General features: G+C 63.5%; 20 protein-coding genes and 1 riboswitch. Of the genes, 12 read left to right on the forward strand and 8 right to left on the reverse strand.

The window, feature by feature from the left end; genetic code table 11:
- The first annotated feature begins 16 nt into the window (after positions 1-16).
- Positions 17-238, forward strand: a complete 222-nt coding sequence (locus BHQ40_RS03380) for a hypothetical protein (RefSeq protein ID WP_070152682.1) — start codon at positions 17-19, stop codon at positions 236-238.
- A gap of 4 nt (positions 239-242) precedes the next feature.
- Here BHQ40_RS03380 and BHQ40_RS03385 read toward each other — a convergent pair whose 3' ends face one another.
- From BHQ40_RS03385 to BHQ40_RS03395, 3 genes are all read right to left on the reverse strand, one after another.
- A complete protein-coding gene (locus BHQ40_RS03385) occupies positions 243-488 on the reverse strand; it encodes a hypothetical protein (protein WP_253183242.1) in 246 nt (81 codons plus the stop codon).
- Between the two features lie 69 nt (positions 489-557).
- On the reverse strand, positions 558-1,274 hold the full coding sequence (locus BHQ40_RS03390; protein WP_070152347.1) for a glutathione binding-like protein: 717 nt from the start codon (positions 1,272-1,274) through the stop codon (positions 558-560).
- 121 nt (positions 1,275-1,395) lie between these two features.
- Positions 1,396-1,860 (reverse strand): hypothetical protein, encoded by a 465-nt coding sequence (locus tag BHQ40_RS03395; RefSeq protein ID WP_070152350.1) that lies wholly within the window; start codon positions 1,858-1,860, stop codon positions 1,396-1,398.
- 220 nt (positions 1,861-2,080) lie between these two features.
- Between BHQ40_RS03395 and BHQ40_RS03400 the strand changes: the two genes are divergently transcribed.
- The 10 genes from BHQ40_RS03400 (at position 2,081) to BHQ40_RS03445 (ending at position 10,331) form a co-directional block, all read left to right on the forward strand.
- Complete coding sequence (locus tag BHQ40_RS03400) at positions 2,081-2,815, forward strand: enoyl-CoA hydratase (protein WP_070152353.1); 735 nt, start codon at positions 2,081-2,083, stop codon at positions 2,813-2,815.
- Between the two features lie 70 nt (positions 2,816-2,885).
- The gene (locus tag BHQ40_RS03405) at positions 2,886-3,167 is read left to right on the forward strand and encodes a PepSY domain-containing protein (RefSeq protein ID WP_083276671.1); all 282 of its coding nucleotides are present in this window, start codon (positions 2,886-2,888) and stop codon (positions 3,165-3,167) included.
- A gap of 43 nt (positions 3,168-3,210) precedes the next feature.
- Positions 3,211-3,837 carry a peptidylprolyl isomerase gene (locus tag BHQ40_RS03410; RefSeq protein ID WP_070152690.1) on the forward strand — a complete coding sequence of 209 codons (627 nt, stop codon included), beginning with the start codon at positions 3,211-3,213 and terminating at the stop codon, positions 3,835-3,837.
- A gap of 62 nt (positions 3,838-3,899) precedes the next feature.
- Positions 3,900-4,091, forward strand: a riboswitch (cobalamin riboswitch).
- 145 nt (positions 4,092-4,236) lie between these two features.
- On the forward strand, positions 4,237-6,183 hold the full coding sequence (locus tag BHQ40_RS03415; RefSeq protein WP_070152356.1) for a TonB-dependent receptor plug domain-containing protein: 1,947 nt from the start codon (positions 4,237-4,239) through the stop codon (positions 6,181-6,183).
- 14 nt (positions 6,184-6,197) lie between these two features.
- Positions 6,198-6,743 (forward strand): hypothetical protein, encoded by a 546-nt coding sequence (locus BHQ40_RS03420; protein WP_171905744.1) that lies wholly within the window; start codon positions 6,198-6,200, stop codon positions 6,741-6,743.
- A 57-nt stretch (positions 6,744-6,800) separates the two neighbouring features.
- Positions 6,801-7,211 (forward strand): DUF1636 domain-containing protein, encoded by a 411-nt coding sequence (locus BHQ40_RS03425; protein ID WP_070152359.1) that lies wholly within the window; start codon positions 6,801-6,803, stop codon positions 7,209-7,211.
- Complete coding sequence (cobT, locus tag BHQ40_RS03430; protein WP_070152363.1) at positions 7,208-8,221, forward strand: nicotinate-nucleotide--dimethylbenzimidazole phosphoribosyltransferase; 1,014 nt, start codon at positions 7,208-7,210, stop codon at positions 8,219-8,221. Before BHQ40_RS03425 ends, cobT begins: the two co-directional genes overlap by 4 nt.
- Complete coding sequence (locus BHQ40_RS03435; RefSeq protein ID WP_070152367.1) at positions 8,221-8,790, forward strand: histidine phosphatase family protein; 570 nt, start codon at positions 8,221-8,223, stop codon at positions 8,788-8,790. The genes cobT and BHQ40_RS03435 overlap by 1 nt, the downstream gene beginning before the upstream one ends.
- The gene (locus BHQ40_RS03440; RefSeq protein WP_070152370.1) at positions 8,787-9,503 is read left to right on the forward strand and encodes an adenosylcobinamide-GDP ribazoletransferase; all 717 of its coding nucleotides are present in this window, start codon (positions 8,787-8,789) and stop codon (positions 9,501-9,503) included. Before BHQ40_RS03435 ends, BHQ40_RS03440 begins: the two co-directional genes overlap by 4 nt.
- Positions 9,504-9,587: 84 nt before the next feature.
- Complete coding sequence (locus BHQ40_RS03445; RefSeq protein ID WP_070152373.1) at positions 9,588-10,331, forward strand: TetR/AcrR family transcriptional regulator; 744 nt, start codon at positions 9,588-9,590, stop codon at positions 10,329-10,331.
- Here BHQ40_RS03445 and BHQ40_RS03450 read toward each other — a convergent pair.
- The 3 genes from BHQ40_RS03450 to BHQ40_RS03460 form a co-directional block, all read right to left on the reverse strand.
- A complete protein-coding gene (locus BHQ40_RS03450; RefSeq protein WP_070152376.1) occupies positions 10,297-11,616 on the reverse strand; it encodes an MFS transporter in 1,320 nt (439 codons plus the stop codon). The two genes, BHQ40_RS03445 and BHQ40_RS03450, sit on opposite strands and share 35 nt — an antisense overlap.
- Positions 11,613-13,295, reverse strand: coding sequence for an AMP-binding protein (locus BHQ40_RS03455; RefSeq protein WP_070152379.1), 1,683 nt, complete (start codon positions 13,293-13,295; stop codon positions 11,613-11,615). Before BHQ40_RS03455 ends, BHQ40_RS03450 begins: the two co-directional genes overlap by 4 nt.
- Positions 13,296-13,438: 143 nt before the next feature.
- Positions 13,439-15,982 carry a TonB-dependent receptor gene (locus BHQ40_RS03460; protein ID WP_083276673.1) on the reverse strand — a complete coding sequence of 848 codons (2,544 nt, stop codon included), beginning with the start codon at positions 15,980-15,982 and terminating at the stop codon, positions 13,439-13,441.
- Positions 15,983-16,357: 375 nt separating this feature from the next.
- Between BHQ40_RS03460 and BHQ40_RS03465 the strand changes: the two genes are divergently transcribed.
- Positions 16,358-17,611 carry a cytochrome P450 gene (locus tag BHQ40_RS03465; protein WP_070152382.1) on the forward strand — a complete coding sequence of 418 codons (1,254 nt, stop codon included), beginning with the start codon at positions 16,358-16,360 and terminating at the stop codon, positions 17,609-17,611.
- A gap of 329 nt (positions 17,612-17,940) precedes the next feature.
- Here the strand turns inward: BHQ40_RS03465 and BHQ40_RS03470 are convergent, their stop codons facing one another.
- Together BHQ40_RS03470 and BHQ40_RS03475 are read right to left on the reverse strand one after the other, a co-directional pair.
- The gene (locus tag BHQ40_RS03470; RefSeq protein WP_139139166.1) at positions 17,941-19,062 is read right to left on the reverse strand and encodes an oxidoreductase; all 1,122 of its coding nucleotides are present in this window, start codon (positions 19,060-19,062) and stop codon (positions 17,941-17,943) included.
- On the reverse strand, positions 19,062-19,907 hold the full coding sequence (locus tag BHQ40_RS03475) for a ThuA domain-containing protein (protein ID WP_070152385.1): 846 nt from the start codon (positions 19,905-19,907) through the stop codon (positions 19,062-19,064). Before BHQ40_RS03475 ends, BHQ40_RS03470 begins: the two co-directional genes overlap by 1 nt.
- Between the last annotated feature and the right edge of the window lie 2 nt (positions 19,908-19,909).

The following is a 19,909-nucleotide window of genomic DNA, read 5'->3' on the forward strand; positions in this document are numbered from 1 at the left end:
GTCCTTCAGGATGACGATGCAACGGATCAAGCGCCTTTTCACGATCAAGACCAAGTTCGAGGCGTTTCTGATTATTTACGCCCTCGGCCTGGGCGCGGTCGAGCGCGGCATCGTCTATATGCAGCAATATCCCGGCTTTGGCGGGCAACTCCTCGCCTTGGCCTGCACCGGGGCCGTATTCATGGCCGGCGGCAAGGTGCTGGACGCCGTGACGTTGCAGCGCGACGCCGAATATTGAGGCGTCAGCCCGTCGCGCGTTTGCGGATCAGATAGCGGTATACGCCGAACAGGTTGATCGCGAACAATACGAAATTCTGGGCCGTCAGCGCGCCTTCGCTATCCAGCATGCCGGATATGATCCACGCGATGCTGGAGAAAACGAACAGCACGAAGCCCCAGCCCGTTATCTTCCTGCCGCTGTCGAGCGACACCGTGAAAGCCGCGACCATGCCACTAAGGGACGCGGACCATTTGAGGATTTCCAGCATGGGTGTCTCCGGGAGGATGCGCAGGCCCCGTCTAAACCGGCGCCCGCGCGTTTCGCTCCCGGAAATTCGTCACTCGGCCTTGGCGGTAACGACCGATGCGGTCTGCCCGAACAGGATTTTGCGCTCCTCCTCGGTGCGGATCGTGCTCTGGTTGGGGTTGATGCTTTCCACCAGGCCATAGGCGCGCACCGTTGCCGGACGGGCGGCAATAGCCTCGAACCAGCGTTTCAGATGCGGGAAGTCGTTCAGGTCCTGACCCTGATTGGCGTAGGGCACGATCCAGGGATAGCTTGCCATGTCGGCAATGCTATATTCATCCCCGGCCACGAAAGCGCGATCGGCGAGCCGCTTGTTGAGAACGCCGTACAGCCGGTTCGTCTCCTTCACATAGCGCTCAATGGCGTAGGGAATCTTCTCTGGCGCATATTGGCTGAAGTGATGATTCTGCCCCGCCATCGGGCCTAGGCCACCCATCTGCCAGAACAGCCATTGCAGCACTTCCGCCCGGCCCTGCACGTCAGCAGGAATGAATTTCCCTGTTTTCTCTGCGAGATAAAGGAGGATTGCGCCGGACTCAAAGAGGGAAACCGGCGCACCGCCGCCCGTGGGATCATTGTCGACGATGGCGGGAATGCGGTTATTGGGCGCGATGCTGAGAAATTCCGGGGTGAATTGCTCACCCTTCCCGATATTGACGCCATGCACCCGGTAAGGAAGGCCGGTTTCCTCCAGAAAGAGCGTAACCTTATGCCCGTTCGGCGTGGTCCAGTAGTAGAGATCGATCACGTCATGCCTCCTTTGCCGATATTCCCGTTGCGATTGAGAACGGGAATTGGGAGCAAGGCGCAGGATGTTCAACCAAATAAAATCGATCGGCGGCCTATTTTGTTTTGCGCGAGGCCATCCGTCAGCGGCTGCCCTGCATCGCGCTGGTCATGGCGGGCGCCATTTTCGGGCAGACGCTCTTACGCACGGCATCGGCCATCGATGCGGCCGCGATCGGCTGCGGGTCCGGATGCGCGGATTCAGCATCCCACAATATCGCGCCCTTGGGCGAAAAGCCGACGGTCGCCCGCACATCCGTTGTGCCCGCCATGCAATCAAACTGCTGCAGGCTGCGCGTGATGCGGGCTTTGGTGGATTTGTCTGAACTATGGTCTTTCGTCACCCAAACCACCGGCCGGAAATTATCCTTGTTCGCCATGTCTCCGGCGCGCACGAACCAGACGACGCCGTTGGCGTCCTTGCCCACCAGGATCAGGGCCTTTTCCCATTCGGCATCGGCATGGGGCTGAACGGAGGGCGCTGGCGGTGCTGCCTGCGCGGACGGGGCGGCAGCGGCAAGGAGCAACAATGCGGACGAACCCACCATAACGTCCCCCAGAGAATGCCTGTCCCAGCCGGTCGGCCGGTGTCATGTGATGTCGCAAAATCCCGCGGCAACATTATGAAAAAGGCCGCCCCAGCGACTCGGATGATAGCATATTTCATTAACCTTAAAAACACGGGCGGCGGCAGTCCGCGACGCGGATGTGGCGGTCCGTTGCGCATGCGTCTAACTGCTTGAACAATACCGGAAAGGGGGCGTGGTCATGAGTTTGATCAAACTGGAGAAGCAGGATGGCATAGCCATCATGACGCTGAATGATCCTGAGCGGCGGAACATCCTGACCGTCCCTCTTTGCGAAGCCATTCTGGAAAAGCTCGCAGAAGCCGAGGCCGATGAGGGCATCCATGCCCTGATCGTCACCGGGGAAGGGTCCGCCTTTTGCGCGGGCGCGGATTTCGGCGACCTCCAGGCCGCATCGGAAGGCGACGATGCGGCGGTGACGATGGTCTACCGGTCCTTCATGGCAGTCGCCAACAGCATGTTGCCGACCATAGCGGCCGTGAACGGGCCAGCCGTCGGCGCGGGCTTCAACCTCGCCCTTGCCTGCGACATGCGGGTGGCCTGCCCGGAGGCGCGGTTCGACACACGCTTCCTGAAAATCGGACTGCATCCAGGCGGCGGCCATAGCTGGCTGCTGTTGCGGGCCGTGGGATGGTCGCAGGCATCGCGACTGCTTCTGGCGGGAAAAGCTGTGGACGGCGAAACGGCGCTATCCATCGGTCTGGCGGACGCGCTGAGCGAAGCGTCCGGCCCGCTGGAGACGGCAAAAGCCCTTGCCGCGCCGATGGCGAAAACACCGCGGGAACTGCTGCTTCGCACCAAGGCGAGCCTGCGGCTGGCCGGCAGGAGCACGCATGACGAGACGTTCGCGCATGAAACCGCCGAGCAGGCGTGGTCGCTATCGCAACCTGCATTCCGGTCATTGCTGAAACGGTAACGCGTCACCTCCGGCGGAACGCAGGACCGGCTCCATCGGTTGAGAGGCTGTTCAACCATGGAGAAGGACAATGATCCGCCCGAATATCACCACAGCCGCCGGACTGACCCTGGTCGTCATCGGCCTGTGCACCACCAGCCCGGCCCTGGCCGACCGGGGACCCAGCAAGGAGGAAATGCAGGCGATCGCCGCGAAACTCACGGCCGAAGGCTTCAAAAGCTGGAACCGGGTCGAATTTGATGAGGATGGCCCGATCTGGAAAGTCGATGACGCTCGCGCCCTCAATGGCAAGACATATGATCTGCAACTCAGCCCCAATGGCTATGGCATTGTGAAGAAGGACGGCGATTGACCGCTGCAAGCGGGGATGTTCGGCGTTAAGAAGCGGCATGATGATGCAGAGACTCCTTGCCGCCGCCTTCCTCGCCCTTCTGCTTGCCAGCCCCCTGCCCGTCTTGGCGCAAGACGCGCAGCCTGCTGCGGCACGTCCCGAAGCGGCCCTCATTCGGGTCGTCCTCCAGACAAGCGAAGGCGCGATTACGCTTGCGCTCGATCCCGTTCGGGCGCCAATCACCACCGCCAATTTCCTGAAATATGTGGACAGCAAGAAGCTGGACGGGATCACTTTCTACCGCGCGATGAAATTCAGTGCCGGAGAAGGTCTCATACAGGGCGGCGCGCGGGGAGACCCCGCCCGGCTGTTCCCTCCCATCGCGCATGAACCGACCAGCCAAACGGGCATCAGTCATACCGCCGGCGTGATATCGATGGCGCGCTATGCGCCTGGGTCGGCGACATCGGATTTCTTCATCACCGCCAGTCCCATGCCCTCGCTCGACGCCAACCCGTCCGGCGAAGGGGATAATGCCGGTTTCGCCGCCTTCGGCCATGTCGTTGAAGGCATGGACGTCGTGCAGCGGATATTGGACGCGCCGACCTCTCCAACCGAAGGCGAAGGCGTCATAAAGGGCCAAATGCTGGAACCCAAGATCGCCATAGTGGCGGCGCGGCGGGCGAATTGACGCCTCCAACCAGCATTTGTGCGGCGCAACCGAAATGATTGACGGGTCTGCGCCTATCGCCTAATGGCCCCGCTGCGACAGGTTCCCCGGAGACGGGGATGAAAATGGGAACGGGGTTGAAGGCCCCGGCTGCCCCTGCAACTGTAAGCGGCGAGCCACCGGTTCACATGCCATTGGAACATTCGTTCCGAGAAGGCGAACCGGAACGGCGCTGACCCGTGAGCCAGGAGACCTGCCCGTCGCGGTCGTTCTTCGTGCGGACAGGGTGTGCCGGGCGGACGGGGGTAAACCCGCGTAACGACATGATCGGACCGCGTGACTGCGGGGATGATGCCGTGCGCTCGAAGGCCACCGGCTTGCCCCCCGCTCCGGCGCGCGGGCCACAGTCGGGGTACTATCATGTTCAAATCTCTTTCTCTTTTGTCAGTTCTGCTGTCTTCCACCGCGTTCGCGCAGGAAACGACATCGCCTGACGCCGCTGCGGATGCGGAGGCGGGCTCGATCGTCGTTACCGCCACGCGGCTCGCGACGCCGCTGGATCAGGTTCCCGCGTCGATCACCGTGCTGGACAAGGCGGACATCGACCGCGCCCAGGACATGGGTGTGACGGAAATCCTGGTGCGCACGCCGGGAATCAGCATCTCCCGCAACGGCGGATATGGCACGTTAACGTCGCTGCGCATCCGCGGGGCGGAAACCGACCAGACAGTGGTGGTGATTGACGGCGTGAAGCTCAACGATCCCTCCTCCACTGGCGGCGGCTATAACTTCGCCAACCTTCTGACCGGCGATGTCTCACGCATAGAGGTGCTGCGTGGCCCCCAGTCGACCCTGTGGGGCAGTCAGGCGATCGGCGGCGTGGTCAACATCGTAACGCCGCTTCCCGAAAAGGATCTGGAAGGCAGCTTCGACGTCGAGGCCGGTTCGCGCCAGACGGTCAGCGGCCGCGCGGCGCTGGGCGGCAAGACCGGCCCCGTGACATGGCGGATCGGCGGCCAGACCTTCACCACTGACGGCATATCGGCCATTGCGCCGGCGGCCGGTGGACGGGAAAGGGACGGCTATACCAATCGCAGCCTCACCGGCCGGGTGGAGATCGCCCTTACCGAGGGCGTGTCGGTGGACCTGCGCTCCTATTATTCCCGCGGCCGTGTGGAAATTGACGGCTTCGCCGGGGACAGTCAGGAATATAGCCTCAGCCGCGATTTCGTGGGCTATGCGGGCCTCAATGTCGCACTCCTCGACGGCCGGTTTCAAAACCGTTTCGGCTTCGGCTACACTGATACCAACCGCGACAATTACGATCCCACCCGCGCCCGCGCACAGACCTTCGATGCCGCAGGCCGGAACCAGCGGCTCGAATATCAGGGCAGCTTCACGGTGGCCGAGGGCTGGACGGTCCTGTTCGGCGCGGAAAATGAGCGTTCGCGCTTCCGCAGCGTTTCGCCGCCCGCATCCCTGTCGGCGCCGATCCCCGAACCCGGCCGCGGCAAGGCGGAGATCACCAGCTTCTATGGAGAGTTGAAGGCTCAGCCCATTACGGGCCTGACGCTGACCGGCGGCGTGCGGCATGACGATCACAGCCGCTACGGTGGCCGGACGCTGTTCTCCGGCGGCGGCATCTGGGTGCTTCCCACCGGCACCGTGCTTCGCGCCAGCTATGGCGAGGGTTTCAAGGCACCTTCGCTCTACCAACTGTTCTCCGAATATGGGAACACCAGCCTCAACCCGGAAAAGGCGCGTGGCTGGGAAGCTGGCGTCGAGCAGCGGTTGATGGATGGCGCGCTGAGCTTCGGCGCGACCTATTTCGAACGGACCTCGACTGACCAGATTATCTTCGCCAGTTGCGACTTCCCGTCCACCCTGCCGATCTGCTTCATTCCCGGTACGACGATCAGCCGATTTGGCTATTATGACAATGTCGCCCGCGCAAAGGCGCACGGCATAGAGGCGCAGGCGGCGCTGCGCCCGGTCGAAGGTCTGACGATCGACGCCAACTATAGCTGGACCGTGGCGGAAGATCGCTCCACCGGGGCGAGCACGTTCGGCAACTGGCTGCCGCGCCGTCCGCGCGACACAGCGAACGGATCGATCAGCTACGAATGGCCCTTCGGCCTGACGACTGGCGCGGCGATCCGCTGGTCGGGCAAGAGCTATGACAATGCGTCGAACACCACCCGTCTGGACGACTACACGCTGGTCGATCTGCGGGCTGAATTTGCCGTGTCGTCCACTTTCTCGCTGTTTGCGCGGGCCGAAAACCTGTTCGACGAGAAATATATGACCGTCAATCGCTATGGTACGCTGGGCCGCAGCATCTACGCCGGCATCAGGGGTCGCTTCTGATGTCCGCGAAGGAGATGACGGGAGTCCCCCAGCGCGGGGCTTCCACGCTCTGGATCATGCTGCTGACGGCGGCGAGCACGGTGACGACGCTGGCGCTCGCCTGCGCCACGCCGTTCCCGGCTCTCGCGGCGCTGGCGGCGGTCCACATGCGCAGGCGTGACGGCGTGGCGCTGGTCCTCGCCGCCTGGCTGGCCAGTCAGGTGGTCGGCTTCTGCATCCATGACTATCCGCGCGATCTGGAGACGGCGGGCTGGGCCGTGGGCCTGGCCACCGCCGCTGTCGCCTCAGTGCTTGGGGCCTATGGCGCCATAGCGCGCACGGCGCAGCTTCCGGCATGGCTGAAGCTGGCGGCGGCCTATGTCAGCGCATTCATCGCGTTCAAACTGGCGGTGCTGGTCTGGGCGATATGGCTTGGCGGCGTGGAAATGGCGTTCGCGCCGGGTGTCGTCATGCGCCAGTTTGTGCGGGATGCCGCGATATTGGCGGGCCTCATGATGCTCTATCGCGCGATGACGGCGATAGGCGTGCCCGCCGTGACGTCGCGGACGCGGGCAGCCTGAACAATAATCCCCCCGCGCGCTGGCGCGGGGGGACATTATCCGGCAGGAGGCGAAGCGATGCTGACTCAAGTGGATAATGTCCCGGCAGTGGTCGTGTGCAACACCTGCCGCCATAGCCGGGAAGCCCGCGAGGATTCCGAAGGGATTCGCGGCGGAGCGAGGCTGGCGGAGGCGTTGCGTTCGGCGCAGGCTTCCGACCCCGCCTATGCCACGGTCGCCGTGCAGGAAATGCCCTGCCTTTTCGCCTGCTCGGAATTTTGCACCGTCCATCTGCGCGCGCCTGGAAAGCTGGGCTATGTGCTGGGGCGCTTCGCGCCGGACGCGGACTCGGCGCGGGCCATTCTCGACTATGCCATGCATTATGCGGAAAGCCCGCATGGCCGCGTCCCCTTCGCCAAATGGCCCGAAGGCGTGAAGGGACATTTCATCGTCCGCACTCCACCCGAAGCGTTTGTGGCGACAGAATGAAACCGTTTCGATCCATTGCCGAATTTGACGCAGCCCTCCGCGATCTTCCCGGCCCGGACAGGCACGCCATTGCCTCAGCGCGCGCGCGGCAGGCGCAACTGACCAAGCCGGCCGGGTCGCTTGGCCGGTTGGAGGAGATCGCCATTTTCCTGGCGGGCTGGCAGGGGCGCGAACGCCCGGAAATCGCCAGGGCGCGCGCTGCGATATTCGCAGGCAATCACGGCGTCACCGTTCACGGCATCAGCGCCTTCCCATCCGAAGTGACTGTTCAGATGGTCCGCAATTTCCAGGCCGGGGGCGCAGCGATCAACGCTCTGGCGGCCGCAGCCGGTCTGGAATTGCATGTCGAGGCGCTCGATCTCGATCAGCCGACGAGCGACTTCACCGTTGCGCCCGCGATGAGCGAGGCGGAATGCCTGTCGGCCCTGTCTCGCGGAGCGGCCGTCGTCGACTCCGGCCTCGACCTGCTGGCCGTGGGCGAAATGGGGATCGGCAATTCCACTGTGGCGGCCGCGCTCTGCGCGCGAAGCCTTGGCGGGTCGGCAGCGCACTGGACGGGTCCCGGCACCGGCGTCGACGATGCGGGGATCGCGCGAAAGATTGCGGTGATCGAAAAGGCGCTGGCTTTCCACACCGACGCGCCGATGACGCCTTTTGAAACCCTGCGCCGGGTCGGCGGGCGCGAGATTGTGGCGATTGCGGGCGCGATCATCGCCGCGCGCCACGCGGGCATTCCCGTGGTGCTGGATGGTTTCATCAGTTGTTCCGCCATCGCACCGGTCGCCGCCGCCTTCCCCGCCATCACCGAACATTGCATCGCAGGGCACCGTTCCGCCGAGCCGGGGCATATCCGCCTGCTTGACCGCCTGTGTCTCAGGCCATTGCTCGACCTCGACATGCGCCTTGGCGAAGGCAGCGGAGCAGCCGTCGCCGTTACAGTGATCCGCAGCGCTCTTGCCGCCCATAACGGGATGGCGACCTTCGCGGAAGCAGGCGTTTCGGGCGCCTGATGACGGGTTTCCGCCTGCATCTTCTGCGTCACGGAACGCCCATCGATGCAGGAAAGATGACAGGCTGGACAGACTGCGTCCCTATGCAGGAGGGACTAGCCGCATGCGTGGAGCGCGCCGCGCGGCTGGATGTCGCCGCGATCATTTCGTCCGATCTGCTGCGGGCGAGAGCCGCGGCAGAGGCTATTGCACTCCGCATGGCCATGCCTCTGACGACCGATCCGCGCTGGCGGGAACTGGATTTCGGGGCATGGGACGGGCGCGCTGCTGCAGATATCGGGACGGACGCCCTCGCCCCGTTCTGGAGCGATCCGGAAGCCAATCCGCCACCGGGCGGCGAACGCTGGTCCAGCATCGTCGCGCGCGTGGGCAAAGCGATTGGCGACTTGCGCGCGGCCGACACGCTGGTCGTGACCCACGCCGGCGCAATGCGTGCGGCGCTGGCCCTGTTGTGCGGCCTTGATCATCGTCAGGTGTGGATGTTCGACCTCCCCTATGCGAGCATGCTGTCCCTGCATATCTGGCCGGGCGAAAAGCCCTCCGCCCAGATCATCGGACTGTATCAATGAAGGGATTGATCCTCGCCATCCAGTTTCTGACACGCCTGCCCATGCCGCGGGTGATGGCGAACGACGCTGATTTTGCGGCGTCGATGCGCTGGTTTCCGGCGGCAGGGCTGGTCGTCGGCCTGTTCGTCTCCGGCGCGGCGTGGTTGGGCGCGCATATCGATCCCTGGACCGGGGCCTTGGCGGGTCTGGCGATGTGGACGCTCGTTACAGGCGCGCTTCATCTGGACGGCCTGGCAGATCTCGCCGACGCGGGCGGCGCAGCGCACAAGGACAGGGAGAAGCTTCTGGCTGTCCTCGCCGATCCTCATGTCGGCAGCTTTGGCGTCGTGGCGATCGCGTTGCAAATCGTGGCGAAACTGATCCTGCTGCACGGCATGGTTATGGCTGGCCTGTTCCCCGCGCTCATCCTTATCCCCTTCGCCGCCCGGATCGGGCCGTTGGTGTGGACGCTATGGCTGCCGCCGCTACATGCCGGGCTTGCCGCCCGCTTCAGGGATGCAATCCGTCCCGTGCATATTGCCCTGTGGAGCGCCATCCTGATCGCCAGCGCCTGGGTGTCTCCGGCGCTTCTCCTGACCTTTCTGATGACCCCTCTATGGGGCTGGCATGTCCGGCGCAGGCTTGGCGGCATATCCGGCGATGGGCATGGTGCGGGCATCGAATTGGTCGAAACCGGCCTTCTCGCCGCGATCCTTGCAGCCAATGCTTACTGATCAAATGCGCTCTACAGGACGGGTTGTCGTTCCCGCGCCGACTCACTATCGCTATTTTTAAGTCAGTTGTGGGGAAACGGGGTGATGGCGACCGCGATCAGGGATGAAGGCAGGAAAAGACGATCCATCGTGACCGCCGCGACGCGGATCAAGATCATGGAAGCCGCCGAACGCCTGTTCGCCGATCGCGGCATAGACGGCGTTGCCTTGCGCGAAATCGCCGCCGCCGCAGGCCAAGGCAATAACACCGCCGTCCAATATCATTTCGGGACCAAGGAACGGCTGGTCTACGACATTTTCGACTATCGCACGAACCTGTTTGAACCGCTGCGGCAGAAGATGCTGGATCAGGCCGAGGAAGCCGGGCAGCTCAAAAATGCGCGCGTCCTGCTGGAGGTGATGTGCCTCCCTCATCTCAGCATCGCGGATGAAAAGGGCGCCCACCCCTATTCCGCATTCCTCGCGCAATATCTTACCCGCTCGCGCGCCGAGGGGATCAAGCATCCCTATGACGATCCCGAAGTGCCGGTTCCCGCGCTTCGCCGCGTCCGAAGGCTGATCATCGAACGGGTCAGCTATGTTCCGCCCGATGTCCTCCGTCTGCGCGTCGGTCTGTGCAAGCTGATGTTCCTCAACATGCTGATGCGCCGGGACAGCGGCTTTCCCCTGCCCGATCAGGATATTTCGCTGCAATCGCTGGTCGATGACACTCTGGAGCAGATGTCGGCGGCGCTCACTGCCCCCTATCGCCATGACGGGCTGAAACTGTTCGAGGGGCTGACCCTGCCCGAACTCAGCGGTGCGCCAGAAGCAGCCGATAGGATCTAAGCGCCCGCCACAGGAAGAATGCGGACAGCAACGCGGCCGCCGCGCAGGTGATCGACAGCGAGTCCCCCACCCGCTTCTCGTCGCCGAACACATGATCGGTGAGCAGCGCCACGATTGTCGGAGCAGCGCCAAGGCCCGTCACGCTAACGACAAAGACATAGACGGCCGATGCGATGCCGCGCATCCGGTTCGGCGTCGCCAGTTGCAGCGCTGACGAAGCCAGCGCCTGCGGCATGCTGTAGATGAAGCTGGCCGCCGTCGCCACCGCAAGCGCGGAAGCATAGCTGGTGGTGAAACCGAGCGCGATTGAGATCAGGATCAGGCCCACCGCTGCGCAGAAGGGGAGCAGCATCAGCGACTCCACCCGTCCCCGCTTCTCCAGCATGCGCGCCAGCCATGGCCCGGTCAGCACGCCCAGCGATCCCGTCACCAGAACCAGCGCGCCATATTGGACGCCGACCGTGGAGGCGGCCGCGTCGAACCGCCGGATCAGCACCGTCGGCATCCACGCCGGAAACGCATAGAGACAGACCACCAGCGACGACATGCCCGCATAGAAATTGCCATAGAAACCGCGATGTTGGATAAAGACGCGCCAGACGTCGGCCATCGCCATCTGCCCCTTGTCTTCGGCGATGCGGCTGGCGTGGCGGACTGGTTCGCGCACGAAAAACATCATTGCGACGATCAGCAATCCGGGAAGGCCGGCCGCCAGAAAGACGATCTGCCACGGCTTCATCGCGCCGATCAGGGGCACGGCGGACAGGTCCCAATGCTCCGCGCTTTCCAGCAACAGTCCGCCGAAGATCAACGCCAGACCGCCGCCCAGATATGGCCCCATCATGAAGATGCTGAAGGCGCGCGGGATCATCCGTTCGGGAAAGCTGTCGGCGATGATCGACCAGGCGGCGGGCGTCAGGCACGCCTCCGACCCGCCGACCCCGAACCGCGCCATAAACAACTGCCAATAGGTGCGCGACAGGCCGCACAGGCTGGTGCCGATGCTCCAGAGCGCAATGCCGAAGATCAAGATGCCGCGCCTGCTCCCGGTATCGGCCAGACGGCCGAACAAGGGGCTGAACAGGATATATGCGCTGGTGAAGGCGACGCCCTGCAACAGGCTGAGCTTCGTGTCATCCAGTCCGAAATCGGCCTTGAGCGGGCCGACGAGAAGATTGAGCACCTGCCGGTCGATGAAGCTCGCCGTATAGGCCAGCGTCAATGCCGCGATCAGATACCATGCGGCGAAACCGGGTTTCGGTTCGGTACCCGCCGGGGCCTTCATGCTCCCTTCCTAGTATAGGCGGCGACGTCGATCTTGCCGGCTGGCTCGAACGTCTGGCGCAGCTCGAACTTCTGCACTTTCGTCGCGCTCATCGGCCAGCTTTCGACAAAGCGGACGTAACGCGGAATTTTGTAGCTGGCGATCGCGCCGACGCAGTGGCGGACGACCTCATCCTCCGTCATCTCCGCGCCGGGGTTAAGCTCGATATAGGCGGCGGCGACTTCCATCAGCCGGTCGTCGGGCACGCCGATCACCTGCGCCATGCGGATCGCCGGATGGGTCATCAGGAAACTTTCCAGCTCCACCGCAGCGACATTCTCGCCGCCAATCTTCAGCATATCCTTCAACCGGCCGTCATAAATCAACCGCCCGCCCGGTCCGATACGGCCGAGATCGCCCGTATGCAGCCAGCCTTCCGGCGTTATCGCCGCCGCAGTCGCATCCGGGTCGTCATAATAGCCCGCGAAAATGCCGAAGCCGCGCAGGCATATCTCGCCTGGCGTACCGTGGGGCACTTCCTTGCCATCTTCGTCCAGGATACGCGCCTCCATCCCGTCGAACAGTGCTCCGCTGGTTTCATAGAGCAGGTCTTCAGGATCATCGAGAGCGCTGTAGCATGGCACGCCTGTCGCTTCCGTCAGGCCGTAGCTGTTGACCGCCACCGCGCCGGGGAACAGCGCGCCATAGCGGCGCAGCAGGTCGGTCGGCCCGACCACATGATTGATGCGCAGCCGCGACTGGTCATATTTGGCGAAGTCGGGATGCGTCACCAGCGCGGAGATGATTGTCGGGAAACCCGCATAATGCACCGTGGGCCGCTCCGCGATCAGCAGCGCCATCGCCGTGTCCCCGTCAAAATGGTCCATGCCGATGAAGCATGCGCCGGCCGACCGGCATGCCGCCATCGGCAGCATCGTCGACATGTGGAACAGCGGCAGCGGGTCCCACAGCCGGTCCTGCGGCGTCAGCGCAAAGCGCTCGGCCACCGCCGCGCCCATCTGACTGAGCGACAGGTGGGTCAGCATGCACGCCTTGGGCCGGGACGTGGTGCCGGAACTGAAGATCATCATGCCGATATCGTCAGGAGATACGGCGCGTGCAGCGGCCAGTACCGCGTCGCGCGTCACATTGGCTGCCGCCTGTTCGACGGCGGCGTCCTTCGGCCAGGCGCCTTCGCGCGGATCGCCAAGCTCGATCACCTGATGCAACGCCGGCGCAGCGTCCAGTTGCAGCGGCCCGCCCGTCCAATCCGCCAGACCGGGAAACACCTCGGTCAGCATCGGCCGGTAATCGCAATGACGATAGGCCTGCCCGCCGATGAAAAGATGACGGATATGCGCCTTGGGGATCACATAGGCGAGATCGTCCGGGCGGTATCGGGCATTGAGCAGCACCGCCCGCGCCCCGATCAGGTTGATCGAATAATAAAGGATCACATAGTCCCAGCAATTGGGCATCAACACGCCGACATGGTCGCCCGGCTTTACGCCAAGGCCGATCAGCCCGCGCGCCCGATCGATCGCATGTTCCAGAAGCCCGGTATAGCTTGCCTTCCTGCCGCTGTAGATCAGCGCGTCATGATCTGGAAAATACTTCGCCGCATGAAACAGGGTGCCGCCCACAGTGAAGGGATCGATCTGCTCTGACATGGTCGCATCACTGTGCACGGGCAGTTTCAACTGTCTCTCCGACTATACGGCGTGAAAAATGGGAAAGGCATTGGGCCTGATGCGGGCGCGCCGTGAATGGCAACCGCCGGCCAGAGGCCAGTGCCTCCGGCCGGCGATGCTCTGTCCCGATCATGCCCAGGCAAAGCGGCATCTCAGGGAATGCGCCAGGTAAGCTGCAGCGCGACTGTGCGCGGCATCGACACGAAGCCGACCTGATCCGCCGTGCGCCCGGCGGCTGTGCCGGTGCCAGCGCCGGAGCCGCTGGCGTCGGTCACGCCGGTCACGACGAACTGGTTGGTCAGGTTCTTGCCCAGCAGGGCGATTTCCCAGCGGTCGTCCTCTGCGCGCAACCGGACCGACGCGTCGAGATTCACATATTTGTTCTGGCGGGAAAGCGGCGTGCCGAACGATGAGGTCAGATAGCTGGAGCTGTACCGGCTATCCACCGACAGGCCCAGGATCATACCTTCGGTAACCGGCGTCTCATACCGGGTGCCCAGCGACAGGGTCCAAAGCGGCGCGTCCGAAGTCGGCAGCCCGTTCAGATCCTGACCCGGCGTTCCGGCGCGCGCGGGCGTTGTCGGGGTTGCGGCCACCGGCGGCACCAGCAGGCCGGGGAAGCAGCCGTTCGCCGGGGTCTGGCCGCCATAGCAGGGCGCGATGGACGATCCGTAACGCGCCTTGTTATAGTTCGCGCTGCCGTTCAGCTCGAAACCTTCGATGGCACGGGGCGCATAGGTGAAGTCCATCTCCACGCCCTTGGTCCGCACGCTGCCCGCATTGACCGAATTGTAGGAAAGCGCGGCGGAGTCGAGATATGTCACCTGCAGGTCAGTGAATTTGTAGGAATAGACGCCGACGTTCAGGCGCAACTGACGGTCGAACAGGGTCGTCTTGACGCCGCCTTCGAAGCCTTTCGCCCGTTCCGGATCGAAGGTGAAGAAGTCGGCCGGGGTGGTGGTGGTCAGGATCGAGCTGTTGGAGAAGCCGCCCGACTTGTACGCCGTCTTGTAGGCGCCATAGACGGTGATGTCGCGGCTCGGCTTCCAGGTCAGCGACGCTTCCGGCGACCAGTTGTTGAAGGTCTGATCGGCGGTGATCGTCTGGCCCACTGCGTAGCTGATGCCCGCAAAGCGCGGATTGGCGTAGGGCTGGACGAAATAGCTGTCCTTCGTCTCGTGGATGTAGCGCACGCCGCCCGCGGCTTCGATAGTCGGCACGATCTTCCAGATCACCTGGCCGTAGACCGACATGGTTTCGCCGTCCGTGCCCGAATCCTTGGCGTAGGTGACGTAGCGGTAGCCGTCCGGCGCGGCGCTGTTCTCCGAAGCATTGTTCAGGACGACCTGCTCAAAGCCGCGCTTGGTCTTCTGGTAATAGCCGCCAAGCAGGAAGTTGACGGGGGAGTCGAACTTGCTGAGCAGGCGCAGCTCGGTCGAGTAAGCATGATATTTGCTGACTTCCGCGCCCCAGATGTTGACCGTGGGCGACGACTGGTAATCAATGTCGTTCGACCAGTGGTTCTTGTTCCAGTTGTAATTGCTGACCGATGAGATGGCGAGATTGTCGAGGTCATAGTCCAGCGACAGGGTCGTGCCCCAGGACTTGTAGGTGTTGAAGTTCAGGCCATCGGGACGGGCAAATCGCGTCTCCGCCGCAATGTCGGCGGGCAGGTTGTTGACGCGGCCAGCAAAGTCGCGAACGCAGGGCGTGCCCGGCGACGTGGTGCTGGTGCCGCCCTGGCATGCGAACACCGCATAGTTCCAGGTGCCGGGCTGAGTCTTGTTCAGGCCGTAATTCGCCTTCCAGGTCGCCGAGAGATTGTCCGTCGGCTGCCAGTGCAGCGTGGCGCGGGTTAGTATCTCGCGCTCATTGGGGCCGTCATCCGGGCTTGCCCCGGCAATATGCGGCGTGTTGGGCGCAACCGTCGTCGCTGTCGGCGTGTCGCGGGTGTTGTAGGTGATGGGGCCAGCCAGATTATCGAACAGGCTGCCATAATCCTTGGACGCGCGCACGGCGAGGCGGAAGCCCAGCGTTTCGCTGATCGGGCCGGACACCACGCCCTCAAGCGAAACCTTCTGCGCGTTAAACTCATAACCACCGCGCAGGCTGGCCGTGAAATGGTCGGTCGGGTTTGCGGTGGTGATCGAGATCACACCGGCGGTGGCGTTCTTGCCGTAGAATAGCGACTGGGGACCTTTCAGGATTTCAATCCCGCCCAGGTCGAAGAAACCTTCGTTGATGGTGCGGCCCTGGCCATAATAAACGCCATCCACAATGACCGCGATCGACTGCTCGGTGCCGATCGACAGGGAGTTGGAGCCGACGCCGCGCAGGGTGAGCTGCGCGCCGGACCCGGTGGCGTTACGTCCGATGGCGAGCTGCGGCGTCGCGGCGGCCAGGCGCTCCAGCGTGCTCAGGTCGCGGTTCTGGATTTCCACGGCCGAAATCGCGGTAACGGACACCGGAACGTCCTGCACCGACTCCTGACGCTTGCGGGCGGTAACGACGATGTCCTGCAGGCCGCCTTCTTCGCCCGATGCCGCGGCCGGCTGTGCGGCATCGGCCTGTTCGGCGGGGGCGGTCTGGGCGTGCGCGGTTACGGCCGTTCCGGCAAGAATGATCGCGCTGCTGCCCAGCAGCATGCGGGTAAGGACGGTCAAACGGCTTGCGCCGGATTCTCGGAAACTCTGCATCGATAATCCCCTCAACTCTGATCTTTTCTGTCACGCCTGCCGACGCGCACCTTCAGCGGGAGCAAACGCCCCGGCTTTCGATAAGGGCAATCTATCCACGTCGATTATTTAAGGCAAGTGACTTTATAATTTTCGGCAGAGCAAGCGCAGAATGGCCAAAATGCGGCAAAATCTGACAATTTTTCACCGAATTCAGCGAATCTTGCTGCATCGCAATAATCGAATTGATTATTTTTTGTTCCAGAGTCGCCCATCGCCCTTGCGGACAGGCCCATCAATATATTAAGTCATCTGCACCAACAAATCGCCACCCATCGGCATAGCGCGCCTGTTATCCGGCGCGCCGGCGTCGACAGGCAAGGCCGGGAGAGAAGCATGGACGCCACCAAGAAGCGGCTTGAGGATTTCAGCCTGCTGGACCCGCAGGTTCAGGATGACCCCTTCGGCATGTATGAGGCGATTCAGGCATATCCGGGCATCTACCAGATGCCGGAAACCGGCTTCTTCATTGTCTCCCGCTATGCCGATCTTCGCGCCGTGCTGACCGATCCGGTCACCTTCTCCAACGATGTCGACCGCGCGTCGCTGCAGGGGCCGGAACTTTCCGACAAGCATCAGCATTATCTGAGCGCGCATGGCTGGCCGCATATCCAGACACTTCAGCGCACCGACGCGCCCGCCCACAGCCGCTATCGCAAACTGGTCGACCGGGTGTTCACTCTGGGCCGGGTCCGCGAAATGACGCCCCATATTGAGGAGGTGGCGAACCGCCTGATCGACAGTTTCGCCGGTCGCGGCGAATGCGAGTTCATCTCCGAATTCGCCATGCTGCTGCCCGGCATCATCCTGGCCGAGCAGATGGGCCTCGCTCCGACGGAAGTGGCAACCTTCAAGCGTTGGGCCGACGCCATGCTCGCCCCCGCCTCGCGCCAGATGAATGAGGAGGAGTTGCGCACCGTTGCTGACATAGAGCTGGAGGCCCAGCATCATCTGGCGCGCATGTTCGACGACCGGCGCGCCAATCCGCAGCCCGATCTCATTTCCGGCCTGGTCCACGCCCATGCGGAGGGTGAGGAGCCGCTGTCCATGGCGGAACTGCAAAGCGTGATGAGCCAGCTTATCGGCGGCGGCTTCGAATCGACGATGACGGCGATTGGTCACGCCATGCTGCAACTGATCCGCCATCCGGAGCAGATGCAGGAGCTTCGCGACAATCCCGCGCTCATCAAGGGCTTCGTCGAGGAGGTCATCCGCATCGAAAGCCCGACCCAGGGCCTGCGCCGCCGCGCGACCCGCGATGTGGAATTGAGCGGCACGCTGATCCCCGAAGGATCAGTGGTGGTGGTCCGCTATGGCGCGGCGAACCGCGATCCGGCGAAATTCGTCTGCCCGCACCAGTTCGACATGAAGCGGTCCAATGCAGGGACTCACCTCGCCTTCGGCGCGGGCGCGCATTTCTGCGTCGGTGCGGTGCTGGCGCGGCAGGAGATCGCCACCGGCGTCCTGACGATGCTTGCGCGCCTTGACGATATCCAGTTGGCGCGGCCGCTGACCGAGCCGATCCACCGCCCCAACTTCCTGACTCTCCCGCTCCGCGAGCTGCCGATACGCTTTAAAGCCAAGGCCTGACGCGAAGCCACTGGCGCGGATTTCCCTCCCCCAGGGGAAATCCGCGCCATTTTATGCGTCCGGTTTGCCGGGCAAGCTGTAAGGCCCCTCTTCTGTCCGTTTCGGGCAAAGTCGAAAAACGGATATGCGGCGTCGTGCTCCTGCGACCCGAAGGGCGGCGAAGCCAACGCATGGAGTCCAGGCCCGCCCTCTGAACTGGGCTCCTGCCTTCGCAGGAGCACGTTGTGCTTTGGGGCAAAGAAGCACTGAATCGGCCCGACTCGTCCTGCCCGTCGGGCTGAGCCTGTCGAAGTCCCGTCCTTTTCAATAAGCCCGGGGCACCGCCGCCCCTAATCCAGACTCGCCAGCAATTCCCGGCTGAACGGCCGCAAATCCGCCTGCCGTCCTGCCCGCACCAGGTTCGCCCAGTCGGGGTTGGCGATCATCGCCCGGCCCACGGCGATCATGTCAAACTCGCCATCGGCGATCAGCCGCGCGACGGCGTCGACATCCTTTGACCGGGCCGCGCTGTTGGCGATGCCGCCCGTATCCTCGGTCATGCCTTCCTTGAAATCCATCTCCAGCGTCACCGATCCGACCGCAATCACCGGCACGCCGGTCAGCTTTCGCGCCCATCCGGCCAGAGTCATCGGATCGCCGGCAAAGCCCGGCTCCCAGAAGCGCCGGGTGGAACAATGGAAGGCGTCGACTCCGGCATCCGCCAGCGGCTTGAGAATGGCCCCCAGTTCATCCGGCGTCTCCGCCAGCCGCGCCGCATAGTCGAAGCTTTTCCATTGCGAGAAGCGCAGGATGAAGGGAAAGTCGCTTCCCCCCGCCGCCTTGCACGCCTTGATCAGCTCGACGACAAAGCGGGTGCGGTCCGCGGCAATGCCATATCCGTCCGTCCGCCGGTTGGTGCGCGGCCAGAGGAACTGGTCAGGCAGATAGCCATGCGCGCCGTGGACCTCAACACCATCAAAGCCCGCCTCCCGCGCCGCGCGGGTGGCGCGCGCGAAATCGGCGATGGTGTCGGCGATGCCTTGCTCGTCGAGCGCGTCGCCCCCCATTTCTCCAGTGCCCAACAGGCCGGACGGACCGACGCGGCGGGGCTTCTGCTTGACGGTCGAGGGGTTCACCTCGGTCGGCGAGTCCTGCACCCCCACATGCCAAAGCTGCGGCACGATCTTTCCGCCCGCGCCATGCACGGCGTTCGCAATGGCCGCCGATGCCCTGATCGTCTCATCCCGGAAGAATAGCGGGATCGGCCCGTCATGCGCGCCCGCCGCATTCACGGCCATGCCTTCGGTGATGATCAGGCCGGTGCCACCTTCCGCGCGCTTGCGATAATAGTCGACCACATCGCCGCCCGGAACGCCTTCAGGCGAAAATTCGCGTGTCATGGGCGCCATGGCGATGCGGTTTGGCACCTCCATCGATCCGATACGTACAGGCTGAAACAATATATCGGACATCAGGCAACCCTTTCTGAAACTTTGGCTCTCGCCCATTGCGCGCCCTCCGGTGACGCCACCCAGCGCAGCGCATTGCCGAGCAGCAGGCGGTAAGTGGCGTCCGCATAGGTCGCCGCGCTGTCGCCGGGCTGCAGGTAGACGAGCGGACTGTTGCCCGCCGCCTTCGCCCAGCCGAGCAGCGGATTAAGCGCAGGCCGCACCCAGGGCGCCTCCGCCTCTCCAACCCCACGCACTGCATGCAGGGCGGAATTGAACCGCGCCGGATCAATGGGCGTGTCCAGATAGAGCAGCGGCTCAACACCCGGCTGGTCATGGATTTCGCCCAGATACAGCTCATCGGTCAGGTCAAACCGCTCCGGCACTCCGGCCAGTACGGGGTGATCGCTTTCCGCCCTGCGCGCCGTGTAGCTGACATCGCCCAGATAGCCGGACTCAGGCCGGTCGCGCCCCATGATCTGCGTCGGTTTGTAGAGGAATATGCCGCCCAGCATCTCGTTATAGAGCGGCCAGGCAGGCCAGCCCGCAATCGCATGATGCATCATCACCATGCCCTTGCCCTGCTCCAGCAGCGCCTGGAATCCCGCCTTGAACGCCGGTTCCGGCTCCATGAAATGCGGCCGCTCGGCGGCCGGCGCGCGAAAGTCCAGTCCCGGCATGTCATAGAAAAGGATGGCGTCGTACCGCGCCATCGCATCGGGGTTCAGCAACGCGGCGGCGGCGGGCTGGTCGACCATCGTCGGCTCCATGCCCATGCCAACGACCATTGCTTCAAATGCGTTGCGGTCGAAGGGATGCCCCTTCACCACGACGAAAATCTCCAGGCGTTTCTTCTTTCCTTCGGCCATCG

This window comes from Sphingobium phenoxybenzoativorans (genome assembly GCF_001757355.1).
In the GTDB taxonomy this organism is placed as follows: Bacteria; Pseudomonadota; Alphaproteobacteria; order Sphingomonadales; family Sphingomonadaceae; genus Sphingobium; species Sphingobium phenoxybenzoativorans.

Bases quoted from the DNA above. Each gene is read 5' to 3' on its own strand.
- BHQ40_RS03380 (WP_070152682.1), top strand. From the start codon at position 17: ATGCAACGGATCAAGCGCCTTTTCACGATCAAGACCAAGTTCGAGGCG.
- BHQ40_RS03385 (WP_253183242.1), bottom strand. From the start codon at position 488: ATGCTGGAAATCCTCAAATGGTCCGCGTCCCTTAGTGGCATGGTCGCG.
- BHQ40_RS03395 (WP_070152350.1), bottom strand. From the start codon at position 1,860: ATGGTGGGTTCGTCCGCATTGTTGCTCCTTGCCGCTGCCGCCCCGTCC.
- BHQ40_RS03400 (WP_070152353.1), top strand. From the start codon at position 2,081: ATGAGTTTGATCAAACTGGAGAAGCAGGATGGCATAGCCATCATGACG.
- BHQ40_RS03405 (WP_083276671.1), top strand. From the start codon at position 2,886: ATGATCCGCCCGAATATCACCACAGCCGCCGGACTGACCCTGGTCGTC.
- BHQ40_RS03410 (WP_070152690.1), top strand. From the start codon at position 3,211: ATGCAGAGACTCCTTGCCGCCGCCTTCCTCGCCCTTCTGCTTGCCAGC.
- BHQ40_RS03415 (WP_070152356.1), top strand. From the start codon at position 4,237: ATGTTCAAATCTCTTTCTCTTTTGTCAGTTCTGCTGTCTTCCACCGCG.
- BHQ40_RS03420 (WP_171905744.1), top strand. From the start codon at position 6,198: ATGACGGGAGTCCCCCAGCGCGGGGCTTCCACGCTCTGGATCATGCTG.
- BHQ40_RS03425 (WP_070152359.1), top strand. From the start codon at position 6,801: ATGCTGACTCAAGTGGATAATGTCCCGGCAGTGGTCGTGTGCAACACC.
- cobT (WP_070152363.1), top strand. From the start codon at position 7,208: ATGAAACCGTTTCGATCCATTGCCGAATTTGACGCAGCCCTCCGCGAT.
- BHQ40_RS03435 (WP_070152367.1), top strand. From the start codon at position 8,221: ATGACGGGTTTCCGCCTGCATCTTCTGCGTCACGGAACGCCCATCGAT.
- BHQ40_RS03440 (WP_070152370.1), top strand. From the start codon at position 8,787: ATGAAGGGATTGATCCTCGCCATCCAGTTTCTGACACGCCTGCCCATG.
- BHQ40_RS03445 (WP_070152373.1), top strand. From the start codon at position 9,588: ATGGCGACCGCGATCAGGGATGAAGGCAGGAAAAGACGATCCATCGTG.
- BHQ40_RS03450 (WP_070152376.1), bottom strand. From the start codon at position 11,616: ATGAAGGCCCCGGCGGGTACCGAACCGAAACCCGGTTTCGCCGCATGG.
- BHQ40_RS03460 (WP_083276673.1), bottom strand. From the start codon at position 15,982: ATGCAGAGTTTCCGAGAATCCGGCGCAAGCCGTTTGACCGTCCTTACC.
- BHQ40_RS03465 (WP_070152382.1), top strand. From the start codon at position 16,358: ATGGACGCCACCAAGAAGCGGCTTGAGGATTTCAGCCTGCTGGACCCG.
- BHQ40_RS03470 (WP_139139166.1), bottom strand. From the start codon at position 19,062: ATGTCCGATATATTGTTTCAGCCTGTACGTATCGGATCGATGGAGGTG.
- BHQ40_RS03475 (WP_070152385.1), bottom strand. From the start codon at position 19,907: ATGGCCGAAGGAAAGAAGAAACGCCTGGAGATTTTCGTCGTGGTGAAG.